The sequence below is a fragment of the Larkinella sp. VNQ87 genome (assembly GCF_049445795.1).
Taxonomy (GTDB): domain Bacteria; phylum Bacteroidota; class Bacteroidia; order Cytophagales; family Spirosomataceae; genus Larkinella.
Window position 1 is genome coordinate 1 of sequence record NZ_JBMSDT010000019.1, and the last position, 25,547, is coordinate 25,547.

Sequence of the window (25,547 nt, forward strand, 5' to 3'; positions counted from 1 at the left end):
TATTGTTCCGATGTAAAGCCGTGATCGTGGAATCGGGCCAGTACGGCAGCACCCGGCCCGTACGGGTGTCGATGACCCGCAGCCCTTCGTCGTTGTTGCCCACCCAAAGCCGCCCCCGGCGGTCCATAAAACCGTGGTCGACAAACGGCACCGAGAACAGGCGGCTCGTCCGCTGGCCCGCCGGAGTTCGGACGAAGCGCCCGGCTTTCGGGTCGTACACCAGCACGCCGTCGCCCTTGTAATCCCAGCGTCGCAGCCCGATCCAGAGCCGTCCGTCGTCGGGTTGCTCGATCCACATGGTTTCGGGAGCTTCGTCGGGGTAGCGGATCAGCGTGAACCGGTTGGTCGGGCGGTGCCAGCGCAGCAGCCCTGTGTGCGACAGGCCGAGCCAGAAGGTTTGCCCGGACGTATCGCTGCGGTCGGCGGCAATGACTTTGACAACGACCGGCTGGCGAACCAGCGCGGGCGGCAGGGCAACGGTCCGGATCAGGTTATCGCGGGCATTGTATTTCAACACGCCGTCGGAGGTGCCGACCCACAGAATACCGGTTTCTGCATCCGCGTACAGGGTGTTGACGCAGAACGGTTCCGGCCGAACGTCCGTCAACCTGAAAAACCGGTTTTGTTCCGGCCGGAACACCAGCAACCCTTTTTCGTCGCCCACCCACAACAGCCGCCGACCGGTTTCGTCGCGGCCTTCCTGTACACACAGAACCCGGTTGAGCGGTTCGGGACTCCTCAAAAAGGTGTATTGTTCGGTTCGCGGATCGACCCGCAGCAGCCCTTCCCCGTACGTGCCGATCCACAGAATGCCTTCCGAATCGACACAGCCCCGACTCAGGTACAGCAAGATCCGCCGTTTCGGATCGGGGCAGTCGATGCCCAGCACGCAGACGAAGCGATTGGCCCGGCGGTCGAAGCGAAACAGACCGTTATCGCTGCCGATGGCCCAGAGCGTATGTTGTGCATCTTCCACGAACCCGAGGGCTTTCAGCCCGAAATAATTGGTTTGCCGGAAGGGATACTGCTGCACGACGCCCGTGCGGAGATTGATGCGCCCGACGCCCTTGGTGTCGCTGAACCAGCCGTCGCCGTTTGAATCCAGAAACAAATAACCGGTGGCTTTGGGTGTGTTGGGAATGGCGGTTAACCGAAGGGCATTCGGGTCGATGCGGCAGATGCCCTGCCGATCGCTGGCTACCCACATCCGGTTGGCCGAATCGGCCGCCAGGCCCGTAATCAGGTACGTTTCCGGAAACAGAAACGGTCGGAAGCTGACGCCGTCGTACCGGGCCGGACACCGGCGGGTGCCAAACCACAGAAAGCCCTTGCGGTCTTTGGTAATGCTGTACACCGCACTCCCGGGCAGACCGTCTTTGACCGACAGGTGCTCAAAGGTAATGTTGGGAGCCTGGGCACGCAGATTGGGCGTGCCCGCCAGAAGGCTTAGCCAGCAAATGAGGACGGTCGATAAACGCTTTTTCATAACCGGATGGCCTACTCTATAAAAGTAACCGATTAGGGCGGTTTTAACCAATGATTTGTAACCGCTTGGTAAATAGATGGAAAAGAGGGCTGAAGTATTGAGTGAAAGGCTGGATTTTTACCGTCATTGCTTGCCATCAACCTCACTTCTGCTCATGGACTTATTGAATCCGCCCGCCAAACCCGGCTTTTTCGTGCAGGGTCGGTTTTTGCACGATGCCTCCGGCCACAAGGTCACGTTACGGGGCGTTAACAAAATGAACTTCTGGATGGACCGAACCGGCGCTTCGTTCCCCGAAATTGCGCAGACCGGGGCCAATTGCGTCCGGCTTGTCTGGAAAGCCCGGGAAGACAACGGCCAGCCCACCCCGGCCGCCGAACTCGACCACCTGATTACGCAGTGTGTCGCGCAGAGAATGATTCCGATGGTGGAGGTTCACGATGCTACCGGCGACTGGAGCAAGCTGGGTGAGATGGTGGCCTTTTGGCTACGCGCCGATATCCTGGCCGTGATTCAAAAGCACGAGCAGTATCTGCTGGTGAACATTGCCAACGAATGCGGGGACGATCAGGTCACGGACGCGCAGTTTACGGAAGGTTACGAAAACGCGGTCCAGCAACTCCGGCAGGCCGGTATTCGCACCACGCTGGTGATCGATGCGGCCGATTGGGGCAAAAACCTCGAACAACTGGTGCGGGTAGGGCCGGGGCTGATTCAGGCCGACCCGGAACATAACCTGCTGTTTTCGGTGCATACCTACTGGCCGATCCTGTTCGGAGCCACACCGGAGTTCATCCGCGACCAGTTCGACGCGGCTGTTGCGGCCGGTTTGCCGTTCATCGTGGGCGAGTGGGCTGCTTTTGGGGCCTTTGCCGGGGGCGAAAGCATCTGCGGGCCAAGCGGGCGCATTGAGTATCAGGCCATTCTGTCCGAAACAAACCGGCTCGACATCGGCTGGCTGGTCTGGGAGTGGGGGCCGGGAAACGAGGGCGGGGGCGACCCGCTCTGTACGATCATGGACATGACCACCGACAGCCGGTTTGTCAACCTGAAACCGTGGGGGCGGGAGGTGGCGCTGGAGCATCCGCTCGGAATTCAGCAAACCGCCGTTCGGTCGCCGTTTCTGTTGAACCTGATCGATTGAAAAACCGGTTGCCGTTTGCTCAGTGGGTATAAAGGGTTATGGACAAAGGGTTAGAGATTGGGGAAATTTGAGGGAACCATACGGGAAATTCCCACAAGCGCACCATGAAAAACCGCACCCTGTACCGGCGATTGCTGCTGGCTGGCCTGCTGCCTTTGTTCAGTCTCGGTTTTGCGCCGAACACTCCGCCCGATGTAACCGGCGCCTGGCGGATGACCGCTCACCGGATTAATCCGCCGATGGACGGTATTACGGACCTTTACACGCATTTCAAAGACCTCTACGGCGGTTGCCGGGAGGATATGGGGCTTACCCTGAATGCCGATGGAAGCCTGAAAATGACGCCTGTGAAGGGTTGCCAGAATCCGCTGGGGAATATGATCATGAAAGCGGCTTCGAAGTTTATGCCGTCGGGCAAAGCCTCCTGGGAAACCAGCGGGACCAAAATCGTTTTGCAGGATGGGAAAGGCCAGCGCAAAGAGTATGACCTGCAACTCAACGGAACCACCATGCAGTGGGGCTTCGATGAAACCGACAAACAGACCACCGTGCATCATACCGTCGAATTCCGGCGCGAATGAGCGCAAGGCTCCGGTCGGCGTCCAAAACCAGTTGGGGGATCTGTCGTTCCCGCCGAATGGCCGCCGACCGTCCGTTGTCAACGTTGTAACTACCCAAAATCCATTCCGCCAATGCCCATTTTATCCATCGTCAAACGATCTCCGGGGCTGCTGTACTGCATTGTGATCGGCCTGGGGCTGGGTGCATTGGGTCTGGCAGGTACCCTGGATGGCGCTGCTTTTCAATCCTATTATTTGCTGGCCCAGGTGCTGGCGCTGGGCCTGGGCGTGTTGCACCCGTGGCTGGGCAGGCGGTTTGCTCCTGCGCTGTTGGCGACGTTTGGACGGGGTTTTCTGGCGACGGCGGGCATTCTGTTGCTCGCCGTCGGTTTTGCGCTGGTGCTGCTTCGGCAAACCGGTCATCTGGCCGACCGCTGGCCGTTCGTGACCAGCCTGCTGCCGTTTCTGATTCCGTTTCTGGTGGTACAGGCTTACCGGTATTACCGGCTTATTCCACCTGCCGACTACCGAAAGTGGTATTATCCGGTTAACGGCGACATGCCCGACCTGGATCTGCTCGACCTGTCGAAAATCCTGGTCATTCAGTTTGAGTTTCACAAGACGACGGAGGATGCCAACTTCACTAACTTTAAGGCCAAAGCGCCCGTCTCCATGACGCTCGGCGACCTTTTTCTGGTGTTCATCAACGATTACAACGAGCGGACACCCGCCAGCCCGATTCAGTATACCGACCAGGCCGGTCGGCCGTATGGCTGGGTGTTTTCGCGAAAAACCGCCTGGTGGAAGCCACGCCGGTACCTCGATCCGGGTCTTGATTTCAACCAGAACCAATTGGCTGACAACGACACGATCCTGGCGATGCGGGCGGCTTAAAACCGGGTTAGTTGAGCATAATGACGCCCCCTTTCACTTCCACCATCGCGTCGCCTTTCAGCGAGGTTTGCGTTCCTTCGAGCGAAAGCTGGGCGTTGGCCTTGATTTTGGCCGTTGCGTCAGCTTCTGCTTCGATCTGAGCGCCTTTGATCCCGACGCTGGCGGTGCCTTCAATCGTCACGGCATTGCGGGCCTTGAGTTCAAGGTTGTTTTGCGCTTCGAGTGTCAGGTCGTTGGCGGCTTTTACCTGAATATCGTGCCCGGCAATGACGATGTTGCCCTGCGTTTCGATGGTGATACTACCATTGTCGGCAAACGACAACAGCACGCGCGTATCGGTTTTTTGGGTGTTGGTCAGTTCGATGTGCTGCTCGCCGTTTTTGTCGTACAGGCTGATCTGGTTGCCGCCTTTGGTCTGAATCACCTTCCGGACATTGCCCGATTCGGTGTAACGAATGCCCTCTTTTTTGGGGTACAGGCTCGTCAGCACGAACGGGTATTCGGCCAGGTTCGATTCGTACCCGATCATCACCTGGGCGTCTTCCTCCGGCACAAACCGCATGCCTTCACCGTCGGCGGTGTAGGCATGGGCCACCCGCAGCCAATCCGATTGGTTTTTGTTGCCCGGCCAAAGGAATTCCACCTTGACCCGGCCCAGTTTTTCCGGGTCCTGATTGTCGATGACACGGGCCAGTTCGGGCTGGCCGACCGGGAGTTTGAACGACGGATTCGGCGGAGGATAGGCGACGGAATCCGGGACGGCCCGGAACGTGTTGGCGTAATTCCCGCTGCTGTCCAGCGAATGAGCGACGTGCGTCACCCGGTACCGGCCAAAGTTTTCTTCGGACGTACCGCGCTCGGTAATCCGGCTGCCTTTGACCGAAACGACCGTGCCGACCGACACGTCCGGGTTTTCGCCGAAGCCCTGAAAATCGACCAGCCGACTGGCTTGCATCGCCTTCTGCGTTTTGGTCACTTCATCGAGTTCGCTTTGACCGTGAACGAGCTTCGGCAGCGGCAGTTGCGATTCCTGGCCGAACAAATTTTCCGATTCATCCAGCGCAAATTCGCCCCATTGTCCCAAACCGCTCACCGACTGATCGTTGGAGTGGCTTTCGTAGGTCTGGTCGGCGGTGTAATCGTAGCGGCTGTAGAGAAACTTGGCGGGCTGAAGCCGGAGCGACATGGCAAAGGTCTGCACCCCGTCGACCCGGAATTCCACTTCGTGGTCGTCGGGCTTGCCGAACACCAGTTGCTGGCCGTCGTAGAAACACCATTCGCCGTATTCGGCTGCCAGCCGCGTCAGAAACTCGAAGTTGGTTTCGTCGTATTGCACGACGTACTTCAGCGTGTTCGTATGGTTGGGCTGCACCGACCGCCGGAGCAGGTTGTTGGGATACGGATTCAGCACCTGGTTGACAATATCGCTCAGGCTGCATTGCAGGAACGTCCGGCGCACCCGGCTGTCTTCCAGCAGAATCGTCAGGCTGCAGCCTTTCAGGATAAAAATGTTGGAGGTGGCGCTGGTGTTTTTCAGGGCCAGTTCGGTCACAATCCCTTTAAACGTAAAGTCGAACGATCCTTTTTCGAGCAGCGGTTCGAACGAAAACTGGACGGTTTTGCCGACCACGTTCCGGTGCGACTCGTGGAAGAACAGTTCGTTGGGGTCTTCCAGCTCCTCGAACGGCACGGCGAGTTCAAACCGGTGGTGGCCGAACAGGTCCTGCTCGATGGTTAGCAAGGATACGTTTTTGAGTTCCTTGCCGCCTTCGAGTTCAACGTGGGTGATGACCTGCTTGGCCATGCGTCAGGTGTTTTGGTGGTCAATGCCGTCGAGCTTGATTTTGGCCGCCGATAACCGGATCAGGATGCAGTTGCTGTGGCGGGTCCGTTCCGCAAAGCGGAGAAGTTTGACGGTGTTGTTGATAACGCGCTGCTCATACTCATTTTCTTTGGTAATATCGACACTGATAGTTTCTTGCAGGACTTCAACCATAGCGTCGACCTGATCGATGTATCCCCTCGACATAAACTCGAAGTAGAACGTGGCATACGCATCTTCAAACTCCAGCTTCTGCAGCGACGACCGCTGATCGACCCGGTCGAAGACGATCTCACCGTTTTTTTTGACCGTGGTCCCCGACACCCAATTGCCCAGCAGGTCGTCGTCGGTGCCGTCCAGAATCAGAATGATGACACCCCCGCGCACGCCCGAGGTCGTGCGCCCGCGCTGGTACTTCTGAACCAGCGTGTGGGTGCATTGCAGCACATCAAATTTTTTGCCTTCTACGGTTAATGTGGCCTTGAATGACATACCAAAAAGTTAAGCGCTACACCTGGAGGGTGGCCTTGTTAAAGTGAATTTCACTGCCTGTAATGTTGACAGTGGTGTGGAGGTATTCCATGTCCGCGTAAAATTCATCGTGGTACCAGACGCAGTACGCCTTTTTAAGTTCAATTTCCTTGAACTTGCCCTCTTCGTCGATGCGTTGTAACGTGATCTTGGCGTCTTTCTGCATGGTCGGGTCGAACATCCAGTTTTTAATGGTGCTGTCTTCCATCGCATCCAGACTGATCACAATGGCCCATTCCGGGCGGGAAGCGGGTTCGCCCCGCTGGTTTTCACTCCGGACTATCCGCAAAAACAGCCAGTTGATCGGATAGTCGGTTCCTTCGACGGTCAGCGTTCCTTCGTAAGCCATACGGTATTGTGGTTAACGGTTATTCGTCGCTCGTACCACCCCATTCATTGTCGAGGGGAATATCGCGCAGTTTGATTTTCTCGCAGGACATCGTCACGAACAGGCAGTAGGGAATCCCGGTGCGTTCCTGAAACTTCCGGACGCGTTTCCACATGTTGCGGACGAGCACGTTGTCCTGTTTGTTGAGTCGGCTGGCATTATAACCATACTCGTACGCGTCTTCGCTTAGATCTTCTGCTGCGCTCACTTGGTTGAACTGCGTCTTGATGGCACCAGTATTGTCGAAATAGCTTTCGGAAACGTCGGTGACAAACGCATTTTCGAAGTCATACGTGAGAAAAGCCTGGTCGTTGTGGTAGGTCTTGATGGTTCCTTTTTCCAGCCGGTCTTCATCGACCAGCCATTCAAAGAAGAAATCCGAGCCGCCTTCGAGAATAAGGTAAAAATCGCCCAGATAAACCCCGGAAGCCGGTTTTCCCTGGTTGTTCACCGCCTGTTTGAAGGAAACCAGGAATTCAAGCGCCAGCATGTCCTGCTGGGCAATCGTTATAATCGCTTTATGTGCCATGGTGTTGTTCGTCAATGAGGCTTATTCATCCTCGTGTTCCAGGGTGGCTTTTTGGTTCGATACCGATTTTCCGCTGAAGAAAAAGTTCGTGGTTTCGAACGATGCATCGGCGATAAATAACTCGAGCAGCCCGAAGCAGAAAACCGCGTTCAGCTTCCAGGTTTTGACTTTGGTTTCGCCCTGGCCGTCGTTCTGATTGGCAAAAAAGGTGATCGTGACATCTTTCTGCATGTTGGGGTCGAACATCCAACTGGCAAAGGTGCCCTGTTCCATGACGTCCATGGCGACATAAACCCGCCAGGTTGTCCCGGAAGCCGGTTTGCCTTTTTTGTCCCGTTTTCGGGATGCGGTGAAAAAAAAGCGGTTTAGAATGAACAGCTCATTATCGACCTCCATTTCGGCGCGAAGTGTTGCATCCATGAATGAAACGGTTTAGAAGTGAGTGAAACAGAGAGAAAAAGCTTGATAAAGCCGAAAACCGGTCAGCGTTGGGTCCACATGTTATCGTGCATCAGGTTCCGGATCGTGATCTGTTCGCAGGACATCGTCACCATCAGCACGTGGGCAATACCGGTTCGCTGCTGAAACTGCCGGGTTTTGCCGACCGAATTCGACAAAGCATGGGCCGTGGCGCTGTCCCCGGTCGCCTGTTTGTTCAGGGAGACGACATTGGTCCAGAATTCAAAATTCTCGCTCAAATCCTCGGAGGTGCTGACCCGGTTAAAACTGTTGTCGGCCTGGTCGTTTTCGTAGTAGTTTTCCAGGATCGTGGTCACAAATCCCTTGACGAAGGAGTACTCGACAAAAGGCGATTGTGCCTTGTTGTAGTAGACCTTGACAATGCCGCTTTCCATGCGTTCGGGATCGCTTAACCAATCGAAAAAAACATCGTTCCCGCCCGGCATCAGGAAATAAAAATCACCGAGGTAGACGCCGGAAGCCGGTTTACCCTGGTTATTAATTTTCTGAACCAGGCTAACGTTGAACTCCAGCAGTTTGAAGTCCCGCCCGCAAACGGATAGGATTGCTTTTCTTGGCATGGTTGTAAAGGATTAAGACCAAGCAGCTTACGCTCCCCAGTCGTACTTGATTGTCGCGTTGCCGTTGTTGACGGATTCCCCCGTAAGAATGATGACGGTTTCGAAAACGCCCAGGTCTTCGATGAAGCTTTCCTCAAAACCGACGCAGAACACATCCTCAAAATCCCACCGCTTGACCGTGTCCATGCCCTCGCTGAAGATGATGCCAATTTTGTTTTTCTTCTGCGGATCCAGCATCCACTCGGTAAATACTTCTTCCCGAATGGCATACAGCGAGATCATGAGTGTCCAGGCGGTGTTCGATACCGAGCGGGCCTTGCTATCCCGTTTGCGAATGGCGAAGAAATTAACCCGGTTTAAGGTGTGGGAGACATCTCCAAGCTCCATCAGTGCCCCATAAGCCATAATCGTACGTGTTTAGATGAATAAAATGCATTACTCCTGACCATAATCAGCTTTCCATTCGGCCGAATCCGGGTCGTCGCCTTTCTGCCCGTCGAGCTTGATCAAAAAGGTCTTCGACGGAAAGTAGGGCACCATGTGAATGTCGAGGTAGATGCGGTCTTTCTTCTTCGGGTCCTGCTCGAACCGCATGAGTTTGAACTTCTCGATGAGCTTGCCCGGCCCGGTGACGCTGTCGAGAAACTTGACGATCTGCTTCTGAATGTCCATACGGGTATTCGTGTTGAAGTTTTCAAACGCCCGGCGGTTCAGAAAGTCGATCAGCACTTTGGTGATGTAGTCGAAAACCCGCACCACCGAGTAGGTTTGCAGGCCGACGTTGTCGCCGTTGAAGAGTGTTTTGGCCGAAAACGGCATCACTTTTCCGTACTCGTTGACCATCGGAATCAGGCCCATTTTCTCCAGCGTCGCGATTTCGCTTTTCTTCAGCGGAAACCGCACCCCATCGGCCTGGTTGAGCGCGCCGTGTTTCCGCCCGGCCGTCACCTGCGACATCACGGTTCCGTAGACTTTCCCGGCCAGGGCGCTCGATCCGGGCACGTACAGGTCGTCTTCTTCGCCCACGTCCTGGTATCGCCCCCGGCCCGCCAGCCAGTTGCAGGTCATCATCACGTTCGAGAGGTAGGCGTCGCCCCCGGTCAATTCCGCCGACTCGAACAGGTCCACGACGTCTTCCGCAGCGTCCAGGTGCTGGAAATCCGTCACTAGCATCACCTTGTTTTTGTGGGCAATCTGCGCCCAGGTGTCGACCACTTTTTTCGAACCCAGATACCCCGGCAATACCAGCAGCGAGTAGCTGTCGCGCAGGTCGAGCCGGTCGTAATTGCGGGCGAACTCTTCGGCGACGGCGTCGATGAACGTCGTGTTGTCGAGGTCCGTAATCTGCTCGGGTTCGGCGTTCAGGATGTTCACGTTCCGGACCTTGTCCTGATCGGTATTGGCGTAGAAACTGGCCACCGAGCGGTACGAGCGTTCGAGGTCGCGGTTGGCTTCAAAAGCCCGGCGCAGGTTTTCGCTCAACAACGTCTGGGCCCCTTCGGCTTTCGATTGCGCCGTTTCGACCAGTTCGGCCACGGAGTCGGCGCTGGTTAGTAAATCGAGCAACAGGTGCAGGCGCTTGCTCAACTCGGCGCGTTCGGCCTGTTTGGCCTGTTCAGTCAGGAAGATTTTCTTCCGGGCTTTCTTTTCCGGGTTCAGATTCTGAACACCTTCCAGCGTCGTTTCCAGAATGCCGAAACCGCCGTATTTCGCCAGTTTGGCGCAACTTTCATCGAGCGAAAGAACCGCTTCGGCGGTTTTCTCACCCACTTTCAAGGGTTTGTCCTGTGCTTCCATGTGATTTGTTTTCGGTTTTCCGTTTACGGTATACGGTTTTCTGTTTTCGGTATACGGTTCGCCTACCTTTCGTTATTCGGTGTTCATTATTCAATGTTCATTATTCATTTTACGCCAACAGCCCACCGAAAACCGTACTCTTCTAAGCCGCTTCTTCCAGTTCGCGGATCATGGCCTGAATGGCCGCGATGTAAGCCGCTTTGCCGTCGGGGTTTTCGAGCAGGGTTTTCAGGATTTTGTTCGACTTGAGCTGCCGGACATACCGTTGAAAATCCTCGAAGGTCATGTTGAGTTGTTGCAGGTACTCGCTCTGGGCAATGATGCCTTTCTTGCCAAAATCCGACAGCGACCGGAATTGCAGGGTTTCGCTGATCGTACTGCCGTCTTCGGTTTCAAACTCAACCCCCTGTTCCGGCTGGAAATAGGCAAAGACCTCATCGACGGTTTTCAATCCACCGACGACCTCCGGGCGGATCGGAGGGTCGGCGGTCAGTTTCTCGATGAGCAGGGTTTTGTTTTGCGGGATGTCAACGATGCTCTCGCTGACGTTGAGCTTGCGCTCCTGACCGCCGATTCCGTAATCAAACATGGCTTCTGTTGTTTGTTAAGTGGTTGTTAATGAGTCTGTAAGCTTATCCTCCCATCAATACCGTTGGGCAACCGGCCACGATACTGCCGCCGTGGGCTGTCATATCGCCCATCCGGGCCGCCGGTTTTCCACCGATCAAAACCGTTGCCGAGCCTTTCGTAATGATGTCGGGTGGCCCCACGCAGGTGCAGAGGTCGCCGACGGTCGCGGCTGGTTGTCCGCCGATCAGCACCGTCGGCATGCCCGGCCCCATGATCGGCCCGCCCACGTGCGGAATCGGGACGACGGCGGGCGTCTGCATCGGGCAAACGTGCATATCCATCAGGCGGGCGGCTGGCTGGGACATGGTTCAGGCGGTTGGGGCTACAAGGGGTTGTTGCATCGGTTCGGGAATCGCCGGTTGATCCGAGGTGATCGTCCACGTCAGTTCCTCGTTTTCCAGACCGACCTGCACCGTTGTCCCTTTGGATACCTCACCGGCAATGATCATCCGCGACAACGGCCGCCGTAACTGGTTCCGAATCACGCCTTTCAGTTGCCGCGCACCGTACTGGGGTGTAAACCCCGACAAGGCCAGGTGACGGCGGGCGTCCGGACTGAGGTCGAGCGTGATGCCCTGCCGGGCGAGCTGGTCGGTCAGGCCCCGCAGGTGCAGCGTGAAAATTCGGACGGCGTTCTCCTCCGAAATGGGCGCAAACGGCACAATCTCGGTCAGCCGGGCCAGAAATTCCGGGCGGAAGTGGCGGCTCATGGATTCCATCAGTTCGGTGGTCGTCGGAATCTGCCCCGCGCCGAACCGCTCGATGACCAATTGGCTGCCAATGTTGGACGTGAACAGCACGACCGCGTCCGAAAAGTCGCCTTCCTTGCCCAGCCGGTCGTGCAACCGGCCTTCGTCGAGGATTTGCAGAAAGATGTCGAACACCGATGGATGCGCTTTTTCGATCTCGTCGAACAGCACGACGGAATACGGTTTTTCGCGAATTTTATTCACCAGCAAACCGCCTTCTTCGTAACCCACGTAGCCCGGAGGAGCGCCGTAGAGCAAAGCCGCCGAATGTTCTTCCTTGAACTCCGACATATCGAACCGGATCAAAAACGATTCGTCGTTGAATAGAAAATCGGCGAGTGATTTCGCCAGTTCGGTCTTGCCCGTGCCGGTCGGACCGAGCAGAAAAAACGAACCGATGGGTTGCCCGGCTTTGGTCAGGCCCGACCGGGCTTCCAGCATGGCGTCGGCAACGGCTTTGACGGCGTGGTCCTGCCCGATGACGCGCTGCTTCAAGACCTCGTCCATCGCCAGCAGTTTGTCGCGCTCCCGGCTCTGAATTTTCCCCAGCGGAATCCCGGTTTTGTGCGAGATCACGGCGGCCACATCCTGCCGGTCCACGCGGCTTTTGGGTACGGTGGTGAGTTCTGATAACTGGTTGATTTTCCAGTGAATGTGATCTTCCAGGGCCGATGCCGACTCGAACGGGTCTTCCTCCGATTCGGCGTTTGCTGCGGATTCGATGTTCAGATTGGCCAGCAGAATGGGGCTGATTTTCTGCTCCAGTTCCTTGTGCAAAAACCGCAGGTCGCGCAGTTGATTCGTTCCGGTGCCTGAATCGGTGATTTGTTCCAGTCGTTCGCGGAGTTTGGCCAGTTCGGCGGGTGTCCGTTCGCTGATCATGCGGACGGCCGACAGCGTGCGGTCGAGCAGATCGACGGCGGCATCGGGCAGACGGCGGTGGCGGCTGTAGCGTTTCGCCAGCACGACGGCTTCCGAAACCGCATCGTTCCCGACGGCAAGCTGGTGGTGGGTTTCGTAAAAAGGCACCAGCCGTTCGATCATCCGCGTGGCGGTTTCGACATCCGGTTCTTCCACCCGCAGCACGTCGAACCGGCGGCTGAATGCCTCGTCGGTTTCGATGTATTTGCGGTATTCGTCGAGCGTCGTGGCACCGATCACGGTCAGGTTTCCCTTCGCCAGTTCGGGTTTGAGCAGGTTGGCAACGCCGGTTCCCAGCGGCCCCCGGCTGTCGAGCAATTGGTGAATTTCGTCAATGAACAGAATGACTTTTCCGTCCTGCTTCACTTCCTTCAGAATGCTTTTGAGCCGGTCTTCCACCTCGCCTTTGTACGAAGCTCCGGCCACCAATGCGCCCAGATCCAGTTCGAGCAGCCGGGCGTTCCGGAGGTGGTTCGGCACTTCTCCGGCCACGATGTTTAAGGCAAAACCGTCGGCCAGAGCGGTTTTGCCGACGCCCGGTTCGCCCACCAGAATCACGTTCGGCTTCGTCCGGCGGCCCAGCGTTTCGGTCATCATCCGCACCTCCCGGTCGCGGCCCACAATCGGGTCCAGACGCCCTTCGGTGGCCATCGCCGTTTTGTCGACGCAATACCGCAACAGGGCCTGCGTAGCCGAACCCGTCGGCGTAGCGGAGCGTTGTCCGGCATCCGGTTTTTCGGCGGCTACGGCGGTTTCCACGTCGGTGTCGGCTAGGGCGGTTTGCATCAGTTCGGCCTGCGTCAGCGGAAAACTGCGCAATTGTTCGGCCGTGAAGCCCACGCCGGGTTTGAGCAAAGCGGCCAGCACACAAACTGGGTCGGTTTGCGGTTTGCCCAACTGCATCGCAATCAGGTCGGCCAGTTCCATCGCCAGCTTGACCTGTTCATCGCCCGGCGGATTGGTCGACAACCGACTGGCTTTCGGGCTGGCTTCGATGCGGACTTCGGCCCATTCTCGCAGGTACGGCACATCCTGCCCCTGCACGGCCAGCCACGAAGCCAGCCCGACCTCGTTGTGGAGCAACCCCATGAGCAGGTGCGCCGGGGCGAAGAGTTCGTTCTGGTACTCTTTCGAGAGGGCCTGGGCAATCTGGATGGCCCGTTTCACCGGTTCCGTGTACGCCATGTGTGTAAAGGGTTAAGAATCAGTCGGAGCCTAAACGCCGAAGTTTGTCGTGAATCGTCGTGATACGTTGCTTGGCCTCGGGGCGCGGATTTTTCTCGAGCGTCTCCATCGCAAACTCGTAAAGCGGGCGTCGCCAGAGCGGAGGCCGGTTGGTGGCATCGGCTTTTTTCTCGCAGCGTTCGGCCAACTCCATTTCGATATCGGCGCGTGAGACGCCAGCCACAACGGGGGCCGGGGCCGCTGGAACCGGATTGCCCGTAGCCCGGAGTTGCTCCTGCAACTGGTTGATGCGGGTTTGGGCCGTGGCCAGTTTTCCCGAACAGTCCTGATACTGCGTCAGGTAGTTGGGGCCACCGCCACCGCTGGCGGGGGCTGGAGCCGGTGCGGTGGCCGATTTAGCCGCCAGAATCTTGAGCAGTTCGTTTTCCTGCCGGGCCTGGAGGAGCGCAGCGGTCAGCTTATCGACCTGACTGGCGTCGATACCGCGTTTTTCGAGCAGATCGCGCAGGGAGCTGATGCTGTTGCGGTAGGTCAATACGGCGTCGTAAGCCCTGATCAGACCATTCGAAAGCTGCTTGTTGAGTGGCTGCAACTGCGCCGTGTCGGCTTTCAGTCCGTTGACCTGTTGTTGCAAGCCGTTCTCCAGACCCGATAATTGGGTTTTCAGGCTGCCTTTTTCCAAATCGGTGGCTTTCAGGTAGGCCTGATCGGTGGTTTGCAGGGTTTTGAGGTCGGCCGTCACGCCGTCCATGCGTTTCATGAGTTTCTGGCTCTGTTCGGCGAGAGTGGCCGTTAGTCGGGCGTTCTCCTGCTTCAGCACGTAATTCGGCGCGCTGAACAGCAGGTACACCGCCAGCAGCGGCACACTGAGGGAAAGGCAATACACGCCCACAAATCGGCCCAAAGCCTGCTGTCGTTCGGGTTTATTCAGCGGTTCCATGTGGATGGGTTTACGGTTTTCAGTTTACGGTTCGGCGACACTTCGCTATTCGTTATTCAGTGTTCGTTATTCGATATTCCCTTTTCAACAGCCTACCGTATACCGAATACTGTATACCGTAAACTGAAAACCGTTCTCACCCCAACGGACTCCAGCGGGAGCGCGGTTTTTCGGGCGGGTTTTCCTTCACTTCGTGTTCGATGATAAAGACGTTTTGTCCCTTACGCTTGCCGATAAAGTCCAATTGGGCCAGCTTATAAAAGACGTTCGTCAGCGTTCGGTAAAAGGTATCCAGTTCGGTCAGCAGCGTGCTGAGTTCGGTGTGTTCGTAAGGCAGTTGGAGCGTCGCGTTGAGCTGAGCTTCCAGCGCGCCGGGCGTCAGGTCGGCCCACTCGCTGATGTAGCCCACAAACTCCTCGCGCTCCCGTCCGCTGAGCATGTTCATGACTACCCGCCCGGCCTGCAGCGGCCGCATGAGCAGCTCGGCCAGTTGAATCGGCGGCTCGTACGGAATGATCCAGCTAAACCGGGTGCTGAGGTCGGCCAGGATGAACGCCATGCGCTCGGCCATGAGCAGCGTGCTGTTTTGCAGCGCATTTTTCGGGTCGCGGTCTTTGCTCTTTTGCAAAATCTTGAAGGCGTTGGTTTCCAGCGATTCGAGGTGTTTGCCAAATTGCTGGTGCCATTGTTGCAACCGGGGCAGGCTCTGAACGGCCGTACAGGCCGGCAGGTAGTCGGCGTCCGGCTGCACTTCGCCGTTGTTGTAGCGCACCCGCCCGATGATCAACTGGTAGTTCAGTTCGGCTGGCCGAACCTGCGACGAAGGCAGGACGCTGAGCTGGTAGCCGGGCCGGGTGTGCGGATGGCGCGGGGGCGTTTCGGTCAGAATCGGTTCGCCGGTCGGCACGCGGTTGAACGGATCGACCGTCAGCACGACATCGAAGGTCTGCGGTTTGCCGGTTTGCAAACTGTAGGTTTCGGCCAATTTAGGAAACGACGTCGTGCAGGTCAGCGAGTCGGTCAGGTTGTGGTAATCGATCCGGCCCCCGTGCGGACTGATGGCCCGGCAACTCCGCAGCAGCACCTTGATCTGCTGGTTGTAATCGCACTGAATCTGAAGGTCCAGCGCGTCCTGGGCAGGCAGAATACCGTATCGGAATTTGGACAGACCGAGTGCGTGACTATCGCGCAGTTGATCGTGCATGAAGTTTTCCCATTCGGTAAAATGCCGCCGGGCGATCTTCATGCCGTCGATCCAGTTGACGGGCAGGTAGGTGAGTTCAGGAACAAGCATACCAGAAACGAAAGCGTTAAAGACAGGTTGTGAAATCCAGCCGACCGGCGTGGTCGTCGCTGGTGAACAGAAAAGCATCGGGCAATTCCGAGGTGTCCAGGTCGATCCGAAGGCCCACATCCAGCGGAATCAGATACCCCGCCAGCCATTCGAGCAGCCGCAATCCGTTGCCGCCCGGCCGGTAAGCGGCAATCCGCCCGGCCTGGTTGATCCGGACCGTGATCCGTACCTTTGGTTCTTCGTCGGACAGCCAGCCGTCGAAAACCGAATTCGTGCCCAGTTGCCAGTCCCCCAAAGGGGCGGTATCCACGGCGACGTTCGTCAATCCGGGCGGAATAATTTCCAGATGGATCGGCTCTTCAATCACCTCTTCAAAGCAGGAGCGCACGGCCGACCAATCGCCCGCCATCCGGTGCATGACCGGCAGCAGGTACATCAGACGCTGGAACTGGGCCGGAGTCAGAAAATCCGGTACGTCCCAAAACTGGCCCAGCAGGTCGTCGGGCCGGGGCTCCGAATCGAACGGAAACCGGCGTTGTTCCTGCTCGATGCGGATGCGCTGCCGAAAAAACTCCTGCTCGATGGGCCGGAAAAACCGGCGGGCTGCCTGTTCGCGCTCCTGCTGTAGCTGCATCTCCAGCAGCAGGGCTTCGGTCGAAACCGCTGTCTGGTTCGACGTAGGCTGGTGCGCAATACCCTCGGGCAGCAAATCATACAAACCGTTGCGGTTCAGGTCGATTTGGAGCCAGCGTCGGGCGCTCTGCTGCGATTCGACCCACTCCGTCCGGGCCAGGTCGCGTCCGAATGCCCGTTTAAAACCGCCCACCGGATTCAGAATCAACGCATCGGGCGAAATGCCGTCTTCGAGCATGTCGGCCAGCACCACCTCGGCGCGCAAGTCAACAGGCAGGTGGTTCAGGCGTTCGGCGTAGTGCGTGAGCGGTTCCATGCACAGATCGGTTAAGCGGGTGAAACAACCAGTTGATACGGTAGCGAAGCGACCGACTGGTCTTCGAGCCGAAGCTGCAAAAGCCGGGTCTGCTGTTCCCAGTCGGCGGGGGTGTACGAACTCGTGGCCGAAGGCACCAGCCTGACGCGAAGGCACCGCTCAAAACCGCTGGTCGAATCCGTGCTGACGCGGAACGTGCGTTCGACGGTGACCTGCTGCAGGTGCGTTCCCAATTCGGTCCGGCAAACCGTTCGCACATCTTCCGGCGTGACAACCCGGTTTCGGGTCAGCAGCGCCTGTTTGTAGTGCATAATCTTCTCCGACTCACCGGGGCGTTCGCGGCCCCCGAGGGTGCTGCTGACCAGAAAACCGGCATCCCGACGGAGGGTCGTATCGTTGTAGGGATTCAGCCGACTCCCCACCGGCAACCGGTTGACCGTCTCGCCGTCGCAGGTCCAGTATTCGATAAAAACCGTTTCACCCGGTCGCTTCGGTTTGATGACCAGATACGGAACGGCGTCGCGTTTGGGCATTTTCTGATCCACCTTGGCTTCGAGCCGGGCCAGCGCCTGGTTCAGTTCCCGAATGGCCGACGCCAGAAAATCTTCGCCCAGGGCGCTGAAGGCGGCACTTTCGTCCCGCAGTAACTCCATCAGGTTGACGAGCACCTGCCGGGCGTCGCGGTCGTCGAAGCGACCCAGGCCGTACTGCACGGTGTACGTATCCGTTTCCAGTTCCGATGGATTGGAGAATGGAATGGCGGTCAGCGGTCGGTTCTGGCTGTTTCTAACCTCGCGGACGGCCAGAAAACAGCGGTCGGTTTCGAGCGGAATGATATTCAGGTTTGGTTGTAGCCGGTACGTAAGCCGGTTCAGTCGCCGGTTGATGACCGGAAAACCGTTCAGGCCGCAGAACACGCCCGCCAGTGCCGACGAACCGATGGTATGGGGCAGTTGCAGTTCGATCCACCAGAGCGGTTCCCGCAGCGTTCGTAAATCCCGTTCGGCGAATAATTGCCCAAAAACCGTCGGATAGGGCTGGCGCTGCACCCCGACCGACTGGAAATCCGGGGCGGATTGTATGGTGACAAAATGCCGGTCGCACGCCCGTTCGGCCAGTTTTTCCAACTTGTGCATCGGATTGAACGCCTGTTCCGGCAGCGGAACCGAGCTTCCGTCGTTCGTTGCCAAACCGGTCTGCACACTGAGGGTATGGCTGCCCAATTGCCAGGGGCTTAATGCCAGCAGCGGTTGGCAGGTCAGCCGGTCGGCTTCGGTCGGCCAGTCGAAAAAGAACGAAATCCCGGTTAGCGACGGCACATTTTCGTCGAGTTCCAACCCCAGCCATAGGGATTGGTGCGCCCGGATAGCCGGTGCATGCTGGCGCTGGGCGAGCGGTATTTTCTGGTTGTTTTCGTCTACGCCAAACAGCGTTTCGGACGTAGCGATGTACCGAACGGCCCCATCCAAAACCGGATACGTGCCGACAGGCGAAAAATAAATTTCCTGGTTCGTGGTACTCCCGCCGGTTTCGGCTCGGGCGGTGCGTTTGTAAGCCAACTGGGTGGTGGGCGATACCGAAGCCCGGGGTTCTACCGGACGAACCTGTGCGATGCCGAATGCCGGTCGGGCCACGGCCGGTTCGGGATGCAGCACCTGGGCCAGCCGGTCGAGCAGTCGGGTTTGGGTATTCCCGATTTCAACCCCGATCCGCTCGAATTCCACGGCACAGGCTTCGATCAGCAACGCCACCAGCGGATCGAAGCTGTCGAGGTCCGTTTCCGTGTACCCCCATAACTCGGCCGCCCGGCGCAGCATCCGGTTTTTCACCCGTTCGCGGGCGAAGGTATCCGTCACTCGGTTGGCAGTAATCATCGTTTATTCCGTCGATAAGGGAGCCAGAAACAGGCTGCGTTGAAAGGAAAACCGCTCGTTGGTACGTGTCAGAAGGCCATCGATCCAGATGGTCAGCCGCCGTTTGACCCGGTGGCTGACGCGGCCCAATTGCATTTCTTCATCCGTCAGATCTACCCGAACACGCACCTGCGTCAGGCGTTTTTCGCGCTCCAGAATGGTCGTTTCGATGGATTGCCGAATATCTTCCTTCCAGCGGCTGGTCGACTGATTGGCAAAATCATCCTCCCACAGGCTGCACCCGAACGTTTCGTCGTACCGGGATTCGGCAAAGTGCGTTGTCAGCATCAGGTACAGGTGCTGGGCAATCGACTGTGGCAGCGAGCAGGTCGGATGCGGTTTTTGCTGCAACACGTCATCAAAGCGCAGGGGCAGGGCGTAGTAGGGGTGCGGCATGGCGTGTTAAAACCGGAACACAATCCCCGCCCCAACGCCTACACTGTTCATCGCCACGTTGTAGCTGGGCCCCTGGTACACCTCGTCACCATCGCGATTCGTCGTGGTGTATTCGCCCTGGTCTTTGTATTCAACGTAGTAACTGCTCTGGTTCATAATTCCCCCATTTCGGGTGCTTACCGAGACATTGTGGAGTTCTCGGGGCTTGAACGACTGGTTATAAGCCACCACTTCTACAAAGCCTCGCAGGCTTTGACTCAACCGGAACTGAATACCCAGCGCAGCCTGATAGCCCAGAGCCAGCGTATTTTTGGTGTATTCCTCCGTTGTATTGCTGATCGTGCTGGCACCCGCAGCGGGAATGTTTTCGCTGTCTTGTACCCCCTTGTAATCCATCACTTTTCCGACGACAACCCCCAGGCGATTGTAAATGTAGTAGGCTGGCCGCGACAGCGCTTTGAAGGTAATGTTGGGCGTAATCGACAACACCCGGAGCGTCGTGGAGCTTGTATTATTATAGGTGTAATTGGTACCCTTATAGCTGTTGGCCGTCGAAATTGGTGCCCCGAACAGCATGTCAGCATCAATGCCAAGGTTGATAAAGTCACTGATAATCAGGCCGATGCCGATCCCGGTCCGGGGGCCTGCTCCTAAACCCCGCTTATTCGTTTTAAACGAGGTGGACGTTGATCCCGACGAATTCGAGGTTGAACTGGACGTAATCTGCGATCCGGGCGTCAGCAATCCGTAAAAACCGTAGACTTTTACGTAAACCGGTGATTCCGTGGCTTTCAATTTGCGCGGACTGGATACGGCCGTTTCCGGATCGGTTGGCGTAGTGGCGCTGTTTCGGGTTAGCAGGGATTGAGCGTGGGTGGCGGTTAACCCCGCTACCAAGCAGCCTAATACAGTAAAAAGACGAAGCGTAGTCATGGGATTTGTGGTTAGGGCCAATTCAATGGCTGGGTTGCAACTACTCCTGAATGATTGGGTTAGCTTCGATTCGTTTTCTGAACCTTCGCGACAGACGATTTTGGCTGTTTCTGAAACGGTCCGACCGGTTTCCGGCCAGCCTTCGAAAGCAGCAAGGCGATGGGCTAGTTTACTGGGCGAATTCCTTCTGGTTTCTGCGTTGTCCTTAAGTATGACAAAGTTTGGCGGTAGGGCTTACTGATACAATAACCCTTTACACACATTGACGGAACGGTACAGTTGGGTACCGTCGGGTTTCGGAAGAAAAACCGGCTAGCCAACCGGGCGGTGGTTGCTCGACCTTTTACCTGTATCCCGACGATGAAGGGGCTATTGTGGTGCGGACTAATTGGTTGGGATCTTTCTGTTGAGCCGGGGGAGTTGAAGAAAGTTTAAGCTCTATGTGTCGCCGTATCCGCAAAGCTGGAATGTGTCCGACAGCTACGGGGAAGCGTTGGAGAATGGTCAGAAGGGAGAAAACATTGCCATGTACCGGAGGTCGGTTGAACTTAACGCGGAGAATCAGGGTGGGAAGGAGGTGGAGGAGGGATAATTGAAGTAGGAGCGGAACAGGCTTGTGACGTGAACAAATGAAAACCGGACATTCCCGCGTAGGCAGTGAAGACAGGCAGTGTCTGATTATTCCAAAAATTTCTACAAGCTTACGGTTTTCGGGTTTCAATTTTTGTACGGACGTCTTATTCGATCCGTATCATGCCAAAGCCAATCAAAATTCTGAGTATCGTCGGAGCCCGGCCCAACTTCATGAAAGTGGCTCCCCTGCATCGGGCCTTTCAGCAATGTTCGGACGTACGATCGGTCATCGTGCATACCGGACAGCATTTCGACGCCAGGATGAGCGACGTGTTTTTCAGCCAGTTGGAATTGCCTAAGCCTGACTATTATCTCGGCATCGGCGGAGGGTCGCACGCGCAGCAAACGGCCCGGATCATGCTGGAATTTGAAACCGTCGTGGAAGCCGAAAAACCGGATGTCGTGCTGGTGGTGGGCGACGTCACCTCCACGATTGCCTGTGCGCTGGTGGCGGTCAAAATGCACATTCCGGTGGTGCATGTCGAAGCCGGTTTGCGCAGTGGCGACCGGCGGATGCCCGAAGAAATCAACCGAATCCTGACCGACAGCATCGCCGACCAGTTGTTCGTGACCGAACAGGCAGGCCTGGAGAACCTGAAACGCGAAGGGGTTGAGGACCGGAAAGTGCATTTTGTGGGAAACGTCATGATCGACTCGCTGATCCATTACCGCCGGAAAGCCGCCGAAACCCGTACCGTCGAAAAACTGGGTCTCAAGTCCGGAGAATACATTTTGATGACCATGCATCGCCCGGCCAATGTCGACTCGGAAGCGGGCTTGCGCAGCATTTTGCAGATCATCGAAGACATGGTTCGGTATAGAAAGGTCCTGTTCCCCATCCATCCGCGTACGCTCAACAACCTCGGTCGGTTTGGCTTACTGGAGCGGCTTCAGGCCACCGATAACCTGGAATTGATGGAGCCGCAGGGGTACCTGGAGTTCCTCAACCTGATGGAATACGCGGCCGTACTCGTAACCGACTCGGGCGGGATTCAGGAAGAAACGACGTACCTGCAGGTGCCATGCCTAACGTTCCGTGACAGTACTGAACGGCCCGTCACCGTCGATCTGGGCACCAACCAGTTACTAACCGATCTGAACCCCGAAACCGTTCACCGGAAAGTAGTTGAAATTCTGGAAGGACGTGCTAAAAAAGGCGTGATTCCTCCGCTTTGGGACGGAAAAGCCGCCGATCGGATTGTCGAAATTCTGGCGGGCAACTACCGGAAAACCGAACCGGCCCAACGCGTCGCCGACCCGACATTTGGCTAGTTTTCTACACCCCGGCGCTGACCGCGCCGTCTATCTTTACGACTGGCAGCCTGAGGCAAATTCTGGCGGTTTCGAATCTCTATTTCATTTTCAACGTGGTTTTATTGCGTTTAATAACGTACGACAAGCTGGCGCTGATAGGCGTGGTACTGAGCCTTGGTTTAGGGGCGATTGCGCCTTCTTTTGCTCAGAAAGTCAATGAGTTGACCGACGAGCAGGTGCAGCAGTTCGTTCAGCAGGCGACAGCGAGTGGTCTTTCGGAAGCCCAGATTGAACAAATGGCCCTGTCACGGGGATTTACGCCGACCGATCTTACGAAAATGCGCCAGCGAATCGGTAATCTGAAGCCCAAAGAACCCACGGCAGAGGTCCGGGATTCGGGGGGCAGTCGTAGCCAATCAGAACCCTTGCCGGTGTCACAGCCTGTTGCCAGCCCAACTGCATCGCCGGTTTTTGGTGCTTCGCTATTTACCAACGCCAACCTGACCTTTGAACCCAACCTACGGATTCCGACGCCGAAAAACTACCAGCTTGGCCCTGATGATGAGTTGATTGTCGACATTTTCGGCAACGCTCAACAAACCTACCGTGCCAAGATTAACCCCGAAGGCAGTGTCCGGCTGGAAAACCTGAGCCCGATTTATGTCAACGGACTGACCGTCGAGCAGGCCGAGCAGCGCATCATTGGCCGCCTTCGGCAGTTGTACACGGGCCTGAACTCACCCGCCAGTGGCATTCAGGCCCAGGTGTCGCTCGGGAACGTCCGGAGCATCAAAGTGACTCTGATCGGCCAGGTCGTTAAGCCCGGTACGTATACGCTTTCGTCCCTGGGAACGGTTTTTAATGCCCTGTATGCCGGTGGTGGCCCAGACCCCAATCGGGGCTCGTTCCGGGATGTACGGGTCTACCGCGCCAACCGGCTCATTCGCACCCTCGATATTTACGATTTCCTGCTCGGGGCCGATCAGAAAGACAACATCCGGTTGCAGGATCAGGACATTGTATTCGTGAATCATTACGACACCCGGGTTGAGTTGAGCGGGGAGGTCAAACAACCCGGTATTTACGAAGTAAAAAAAGGCGAGGTGCTGAAAACCGTACTCGCTTTCGCCGGTGGATACACCGACCGGGCCTACACAGCTTCGCTGACCCTGCGCCGGAACACTGCCAAAGAACTGGAAATTGGAACGATACCGGCCACGGAGTTAGCTGCGTTTGTCCCACAGGCCGGTGATCAATACGTGGTGGGCAGCATCATTGAGCGGTATGCCAACCGGGTGTCGATCAGCGGAGCCGTGTTCCGCCCCGGCACCTATGCGCTGCAAAAAAGCCCAACCCTTCGGCAACTAATCACGGCGGCCGAAGGCTTGCGGGAAGATGCCTTTCTGAACCGGGCAACCATCCAGCGACTGCGGCCCAACCTCGATCCGGAACTGATTTCGGTGGATTTAGGAAAGGTCATGCGGGGTGAAATGGCGGATGTTACCTTGCAGCGTGAGGATGTGGTGACGGTGGTAGCCTATAGCGATTTGCGCGAAAAAAGAACTGTCTCATTACAAGGGGCCGTGAACAAACCGGGCGTGTTCGCCTATGCCGACAGCCTGAGCGTTGCCAATCTGATCGTGCTGGCGGGCGGTTTTGCGGAAGGGGCTATGCCGTCGCGGATTGAGATTTCGCGTCGGTTGCGCAACGATACTACCGGTCTGCCAGGCAACCAGAACGTTCGGATATTTCAGTTTAACGTAGACGAAAACCTGCGGCTGACCGAAGCCGATGCCCGGTTTAACCTTCAACCCTTCGACCAGGTGTTTGTGCGTACGTCGCCCCGGTACGAAGCGCAAAAAGTAGTGACCATCACGGGCGAGGTCCGCTACCCAGGCCGGTATGCCATCCGGGACAAGTCTGAGCGCATTGCGGACTTGATCACGCGCGCGGGCGGTTTGCAGCCCGAAGCCTTTTTGCAGGCGGCCCGGTTTGTGCGCAAAGGCGAAATCATTTCAGTCGATATTCACGAAATTCTGCAAAAACCGTCCGATACTGGCAATTTGCTGCTGTTGGCGGGCGACTCTATCACCATTCCGCGGAAGGTGGAACTGGTCCGAATTGGGGGCGAAGTCCTGAATCCTTCGACGGTCGACTACAATTCGGCCAAATCGTTCCGGTCGTATGTGGATGAAGCAGGCGGTTTTACCTCAAAGGCACAACGGCGAAAATCCTACGTCGTTTACGCCAACGGGAAAATCCGTCGGACAAAGCAGTTTCTGCTCTTTCGCTCGTATCCGAAGCCGGAGCCGGGCATGGAGGTGGTCGTACCGACCAAGCCCAGGCGGGAAGACAGCAAGCTATCACCGCCTGAGCGTGTAGCTGTCATGACCGGTATTTCGTCCCTGGCAGCCGTGGTCTTAACTCTTATCCGGCTTTTCTGATGAACGACGAGACGATCCGAACAGCCTCCAATCATGTTGCCAAACACCCGGTTCCGGACAGCGGCTATTGGCTGGGTCTGTCGCCCGCCCGCATTGGGAGCGCTCTCTGGCGGTATCGAGTTCGGCTGCTGGTCATTACGGGGCTGTTTGCCGTAACCGGAGTTGTTGTGTCTCTCCTGACCCCTGCCGAATACACGTCGGATGCCCGGATTATGCCGGAGATTACGGAAGGAACGGGGGATGTGCTGCAAAAGCTGGCATCGGTCGCTGGGTTTGCGGGGCTGGAACTGGGCGAAAGCGGGAGCGTTGATGCCGTCCGGCCCGACTTGTATCCCAATGTCCTGCAAAGCACACCCTTCGTCTTGTTTTTGCTTGATGAGCAAGTACCGACCAAAGACGGCCAAACTGTTACCGTGGCCGGTTTGCTGGCCAAAACCGGTTCGTGGTTTTGGAATCAAAAAACAACATCCGCCGAAAAACCGGCCGCGACGCTCGCAAAAGACAATCCCGGAACCATTCGACTGACGCAGGAGCAGCAGGATCTGGTGGAGGAGATTCAGCAGCGGGTTTCGGCGAAAATGGACACACGCTCCGGCATTATTACGGTATCGGCTCAAATGCCGGACCCCACGGCGGTGGCTGCGGTTACGCAGATTACACTGGATTACCTGACCCGCTATGTGACCAATTACCGGACAGAAAAAGTCCGTCGCGACCTGGATTTTTACACCAACCGGCTGAAGGAAGCTAAACGTCGTTTCGAAAAGGCGCAGTATACGATGTTCCAGTACAACGATCGGCATAAATACATGGTGGTGCAGGCGGCTACGATGGAAAGACAACGTATCGAGGCCGAATTGACCATTTCGCAGGTGGTGTACACCGAACTGGCCAAGCAGTATGAACAGGCTAAAATCAAAGTACAGGAGAAAACACCGGTTTTTAAAGTGTTGGAGCCTGCTAAAATTCCCCTGAAACGGTCGTCGCCCCGTCGGACGATGATGGTGGTGATGTATACGCTGGCGGGTTTTGCGGTGGGGAGTGTATACTGCATAGCCAACAGCTTGGGTTTCTGGCAGCAGCTAAGGCACAACAGGATTGGATAAGCAGGAAAA

Annotated in this window: 24 protein-coding genes; 6 read left to right on the top strand and 18 right to left on the bottom strand. The window is 56.7% G+C overall.

Annotated elements, in window-relative coordinates; all coding sequences use genetic code 11:
- Positions 1-1,486: ligand-binding sensor domain-containing protein (locus ACO2Q8_RS26430; protein WP_423347900.1), on the bottom strand; the 1,486-nt coding region annotated here is incomplete at its 3' end.
- A gap of 154 nt (positions 1,487-1,640) precedes the next feature.
- Here ACO2Q8_RS26430 and ACO2Q8_RS26435 point away from each other — a divergent pair.
- From ACO2Q8_RS26435 to ACO2Q8_RS26445, 3 genes are all read left to right on the top strand, one after another.
- Positions 1,641-2,630 carry a glycoside hydrolase family 5 protein gene (locus ACO2Q8_RS26435; protein WP_423347901.1) on the top strand — a complete coding sequence of 330 codons (990 nt, stop codon included), beginning with the start codon at positions 1,641-1,643 and terminating at the stop codon, positions 2,628-2,630.
- A 104-nt stretch (positions 2,631-2,734) separates the two neighbouring features.
- The gene (locus ACO2Q8_RS26440) at positions 2,735-3,211 is read left to right on the top strand and encodes a hypothetical protein (protein WP_423347902.1); all 477 of its coding nucleotides are present in this window, start codon (positions 2,735-2,737) and stop codon (positions 3,209-3,211) included.
- Between the two features lie 111 nt (positions 3,212-3,322).
- Entirely contained in the window at positions 3,323-4,084 is a 762-nt protein-coding gene (locus tag ACO2Q8_RS26445) for a TssN family type VI secretion system protein (RefSeq protein ID WP_423347903.1), read from the top strand.
- 7 nt (positions 4,085-4,091) lie between these two features.
- On the opposite strand, the gene ACO2Q8_RS26450 is transcribed toward ACO2Q8_RS26445, so the two are convergent.
- The 17 genes from ACO2Q8_RS26450 to ACO2Q8_RS26530 all read right to left on the bottom strand — a co-directional run bounded on the left by ACO2Q8_RS26450 (position 4,092) and on the right by ACO2Q8_RS26530 (position 20,101).
- On the bottom strand, positions 4,092-5,888 hold the full coding sequence (locus ACO2Q8_RS26450) for a type VI secretion system Vgr family protein (RefSeq protein WP_423347904.1): 1,797 nt from the start codon (positions 5,886-5,888) through the stop codon (positions 4,092-4,094).
- A 3-nt stretch (positions 5,889-5,891) separates the two neighbouring features.
- Complete coding sequence (gene tssD, locus ACO2Q8_RS26455) at positions 5,892-6,398, bottom strand: type VI secretion system tube protein TssD (protein ID WP_423347905.1); 507 nt, start codon at positions 6,396-6,398, stop codon at positions 5,892-5,894.
- A gap of 16 nt (positions 6,399-6,414) precedes the next feature.
- On the bottom strand, positions 6,415-6,786 hold the full coding sequence (gene tssD / locus ACO2Q8_RS26460; protein ID WP_423347906.1) for a type VI secretion system tube protein TssD: 372 nt from the start codon (positions 6,784-6,786) through the stop codon (positions 6,415-6,417).
- 19 nt (positions 6,787-6,805) lie between these two features.
- Positions 6,806-7,354 carry a type VI secretion system tube protein TssD gene (gene tssD, locus ACO2Q8_RS26465; protein ID WP_423347907.1) on the bottom strand — a complete coding sequence of 183 codons (549 nt, stop codon included), beginning with the start codon at positions 7,352-7,354 and terminating at the stop codon, positions 6,806-6,808.
- Between the two features lie 21 nt (positions 7,355-7,375).
- On the bottom strand, positions 7,376-7,774 hold the full coding sequence (tssD, locus tag ACO2Q8_RS26470; protein WP_423347908.1) for a type VI secretion system tube protein TssD: 399 nt from the start codon (positions 7,772-7,774) through the stop codon (positions 7,376-7,378).
- Between the two features lie 62 nt (positions 7,775-7,836).
- Positions 7,837-8,394: a type VI secretion system tube protein TssD gene (tssD, locus tag ACO2Q8_RS26475; RefSeq protein ID WP_423347909.1), complete on the bottom strand. Its 558-nt coding sequence runs from the start codon at positions 8,392-8,394 to the stop codon at positions 7,837-7,839.
- Positions 8,395-8,421: 27 nt separating this feature from the next.
- Positions 8,422-8,799: a type VI secretion system tube protein TssD gene (gene tssD / locus ACO2Q8_RS26480; RefSeq protein WP_423347910.1), complete on the bottom strand. Its 378-nt coding sequence runs from the start codon at positions 8,797-8,799 to the stop codon at positions 8,422-8,424.
- 30 nt (positions 8,800-8,829) lie between these two features.
- Positions 8,830-10,191, bottom strand: a complete 1,362-nt coding sequence (locus ACO2Q8_RS26485; RefSeq protein ID WP_423347911.1) for a DUF5458 family protein — start codon at positions 10,189-10,191, stop codon at positions 8,830-8,832.
- Between the two features lie 142 nt (positions 10,192-10,333).
- Positions 10,334-10,780, bottom strand: coding sequence for a hypothetical protein (locus tag ACO2Q8_RS26490; protein WP_423347912.1), 447 nt, complete (start codon positions 10,778-10,780; stop codon positions 10,334-10,336).
- A 43-nt stretch (positions 10,781-10,823) separates the two neighbouring features.
- A complete protein-coding gene (locus ACO2Q8_RS26495; RefSeq protein ID WP_423347913.1) occupies positions 10,824-11,126 on the bottom strand; it encodes a PAAR domain-containing protein in 303 nt (100 codons plus the stop codon).
- 3 nt (positions 11,127-11,129) lie between these two features.
- Positions 11,130-13,676: an ATP-dependent Clp protease ATP-binding subunit gene (locus tag ACO2Q8_RS26500; protein WP_423347914.1), complete on the bottom strand. Its 2,547-nt coding sequence runs from the start codon at positions 13,674-13,676 to the stop codon at positions 11,130-11,132.
- Between the two features lie 19 nt (positions 13,677-13,695).
- Positions 13,696-14,616, bottom strand: a complete 921-nt coding sequence (locus ACO2Q8_RS26505; protein ID WP_423347915.1) for a hypothetical protein — start codon at positions 14,614-14,616, stop codon at positions 13,696-13,698.
- 136 nt (positions 14,617-14,752) lie between these two features.
- Entirely contained in the window at positions 14,753-15,910 is a 1,158-nt protein-coding gene (locus ACO2Q8_RS26510) for a hypothetical protein (RefSeq protein ID WP_423347916.1), read from the bottom strand.
- A gap of 16 nt (positions 15,911-15,926) precedes the next feature.
- On the bottom strand, positions 15,927-16,859 hold the full coding sequence (locus tag ACO2Q8_RS26515) for a hypothetical protein (RefSeq protein ID WP_423347917.1): 933 nt from the start codon (positions 16,857-16,859) through the stop codon (positions 15,927-15,929).
- Positions 16,860-16,870: 11 nt separating this feature from the next.
- A complete protein-coding gene (locus ACO2Q8_RS26520; RefSeq protein WP_423347918.1) occupies positions 16,871-18,733 on the bottom strand; it encodes a type VI secretion system baseplate subunit TssF in 1,863 nt (620 codons plus the stop codon).
- A gap of 3 nt (positions 18,734-18,736) precedes the next feature.
- A complete protein-coding gene (locus ACO2Q8_RS26525; protein WP_423347919.1) occupies positions 18,737-19,168 on the bottom strand; it encodes a GPW/gp25 family protein in 432 nt (143 codons plus the stop codon).
- A gap of 6 nt (positions 19,169-19,174) precedes the next feature.
- Complete coding sequence (locus ACO2Q8_RS26530) at positions 19,175-20,101, bottom strand: hypothetical protein (protein ID WP_423347920.1); 927 nt, start codon at positions 20,099-20,101, stop codon at positions 19,175-19,177.
- Positions 20,102-20,866: 765 nt separating this feature from the next.
- Here ACO2Q8_RS26530 and wecB point away from each other — a divergent pair.
- The 3 genes from wecB (at position 20,867) to ACO2Q8_RS26545 (ending at position 25,538) form a co-directional block, all read left to right on the top strand.
- Positions 20,867-22,006 carry a non-hydrolyzing UDP-N-acetylglucosamine 2-epimerase gene (wecB, locus tag ACO2Q8_RS26535; RefSeq protein WP_423347980.1) on the top strand — a complete coding sequence of 380 codons (1,140 nt, stop codon included), beginning with the start codon at positions 20,867-20,869 and terminating at the stop codon, positions 22,004-22,006.
- 95 nt (positions 22,007-22,101) lie between these two features.
- Positions 22,102-24,432: an SLBB domain-containing protein gene (locus ACO2Q8_RS26540; RefSeq protein ID WP_423347921.1), complete on the top strand. Its 2,331-nt coding sequence runs from the start codon at positions 22,102-22,104 to the stop codon at positions 24,430-24,432.
- Positions 24,432-25,538: a lipopolysaccharide biosynthesis protein gene (locus ACO2Q8_RS26545; RefSeq protein ID WP_423347922.1), complete on the top strand. Its 1,107-nt coding sequence runs from the start codon at positions 24,432-24,434 to the stop codon at positions 25,536-25,538. Before ACO2Q8_RS26540 ends, ACO2Q8_RS26545 begins: the two co-directional genes overlap by 1 nt.
- Positions 25,539-25,547 lie beyond the last annotated feature (9 nt).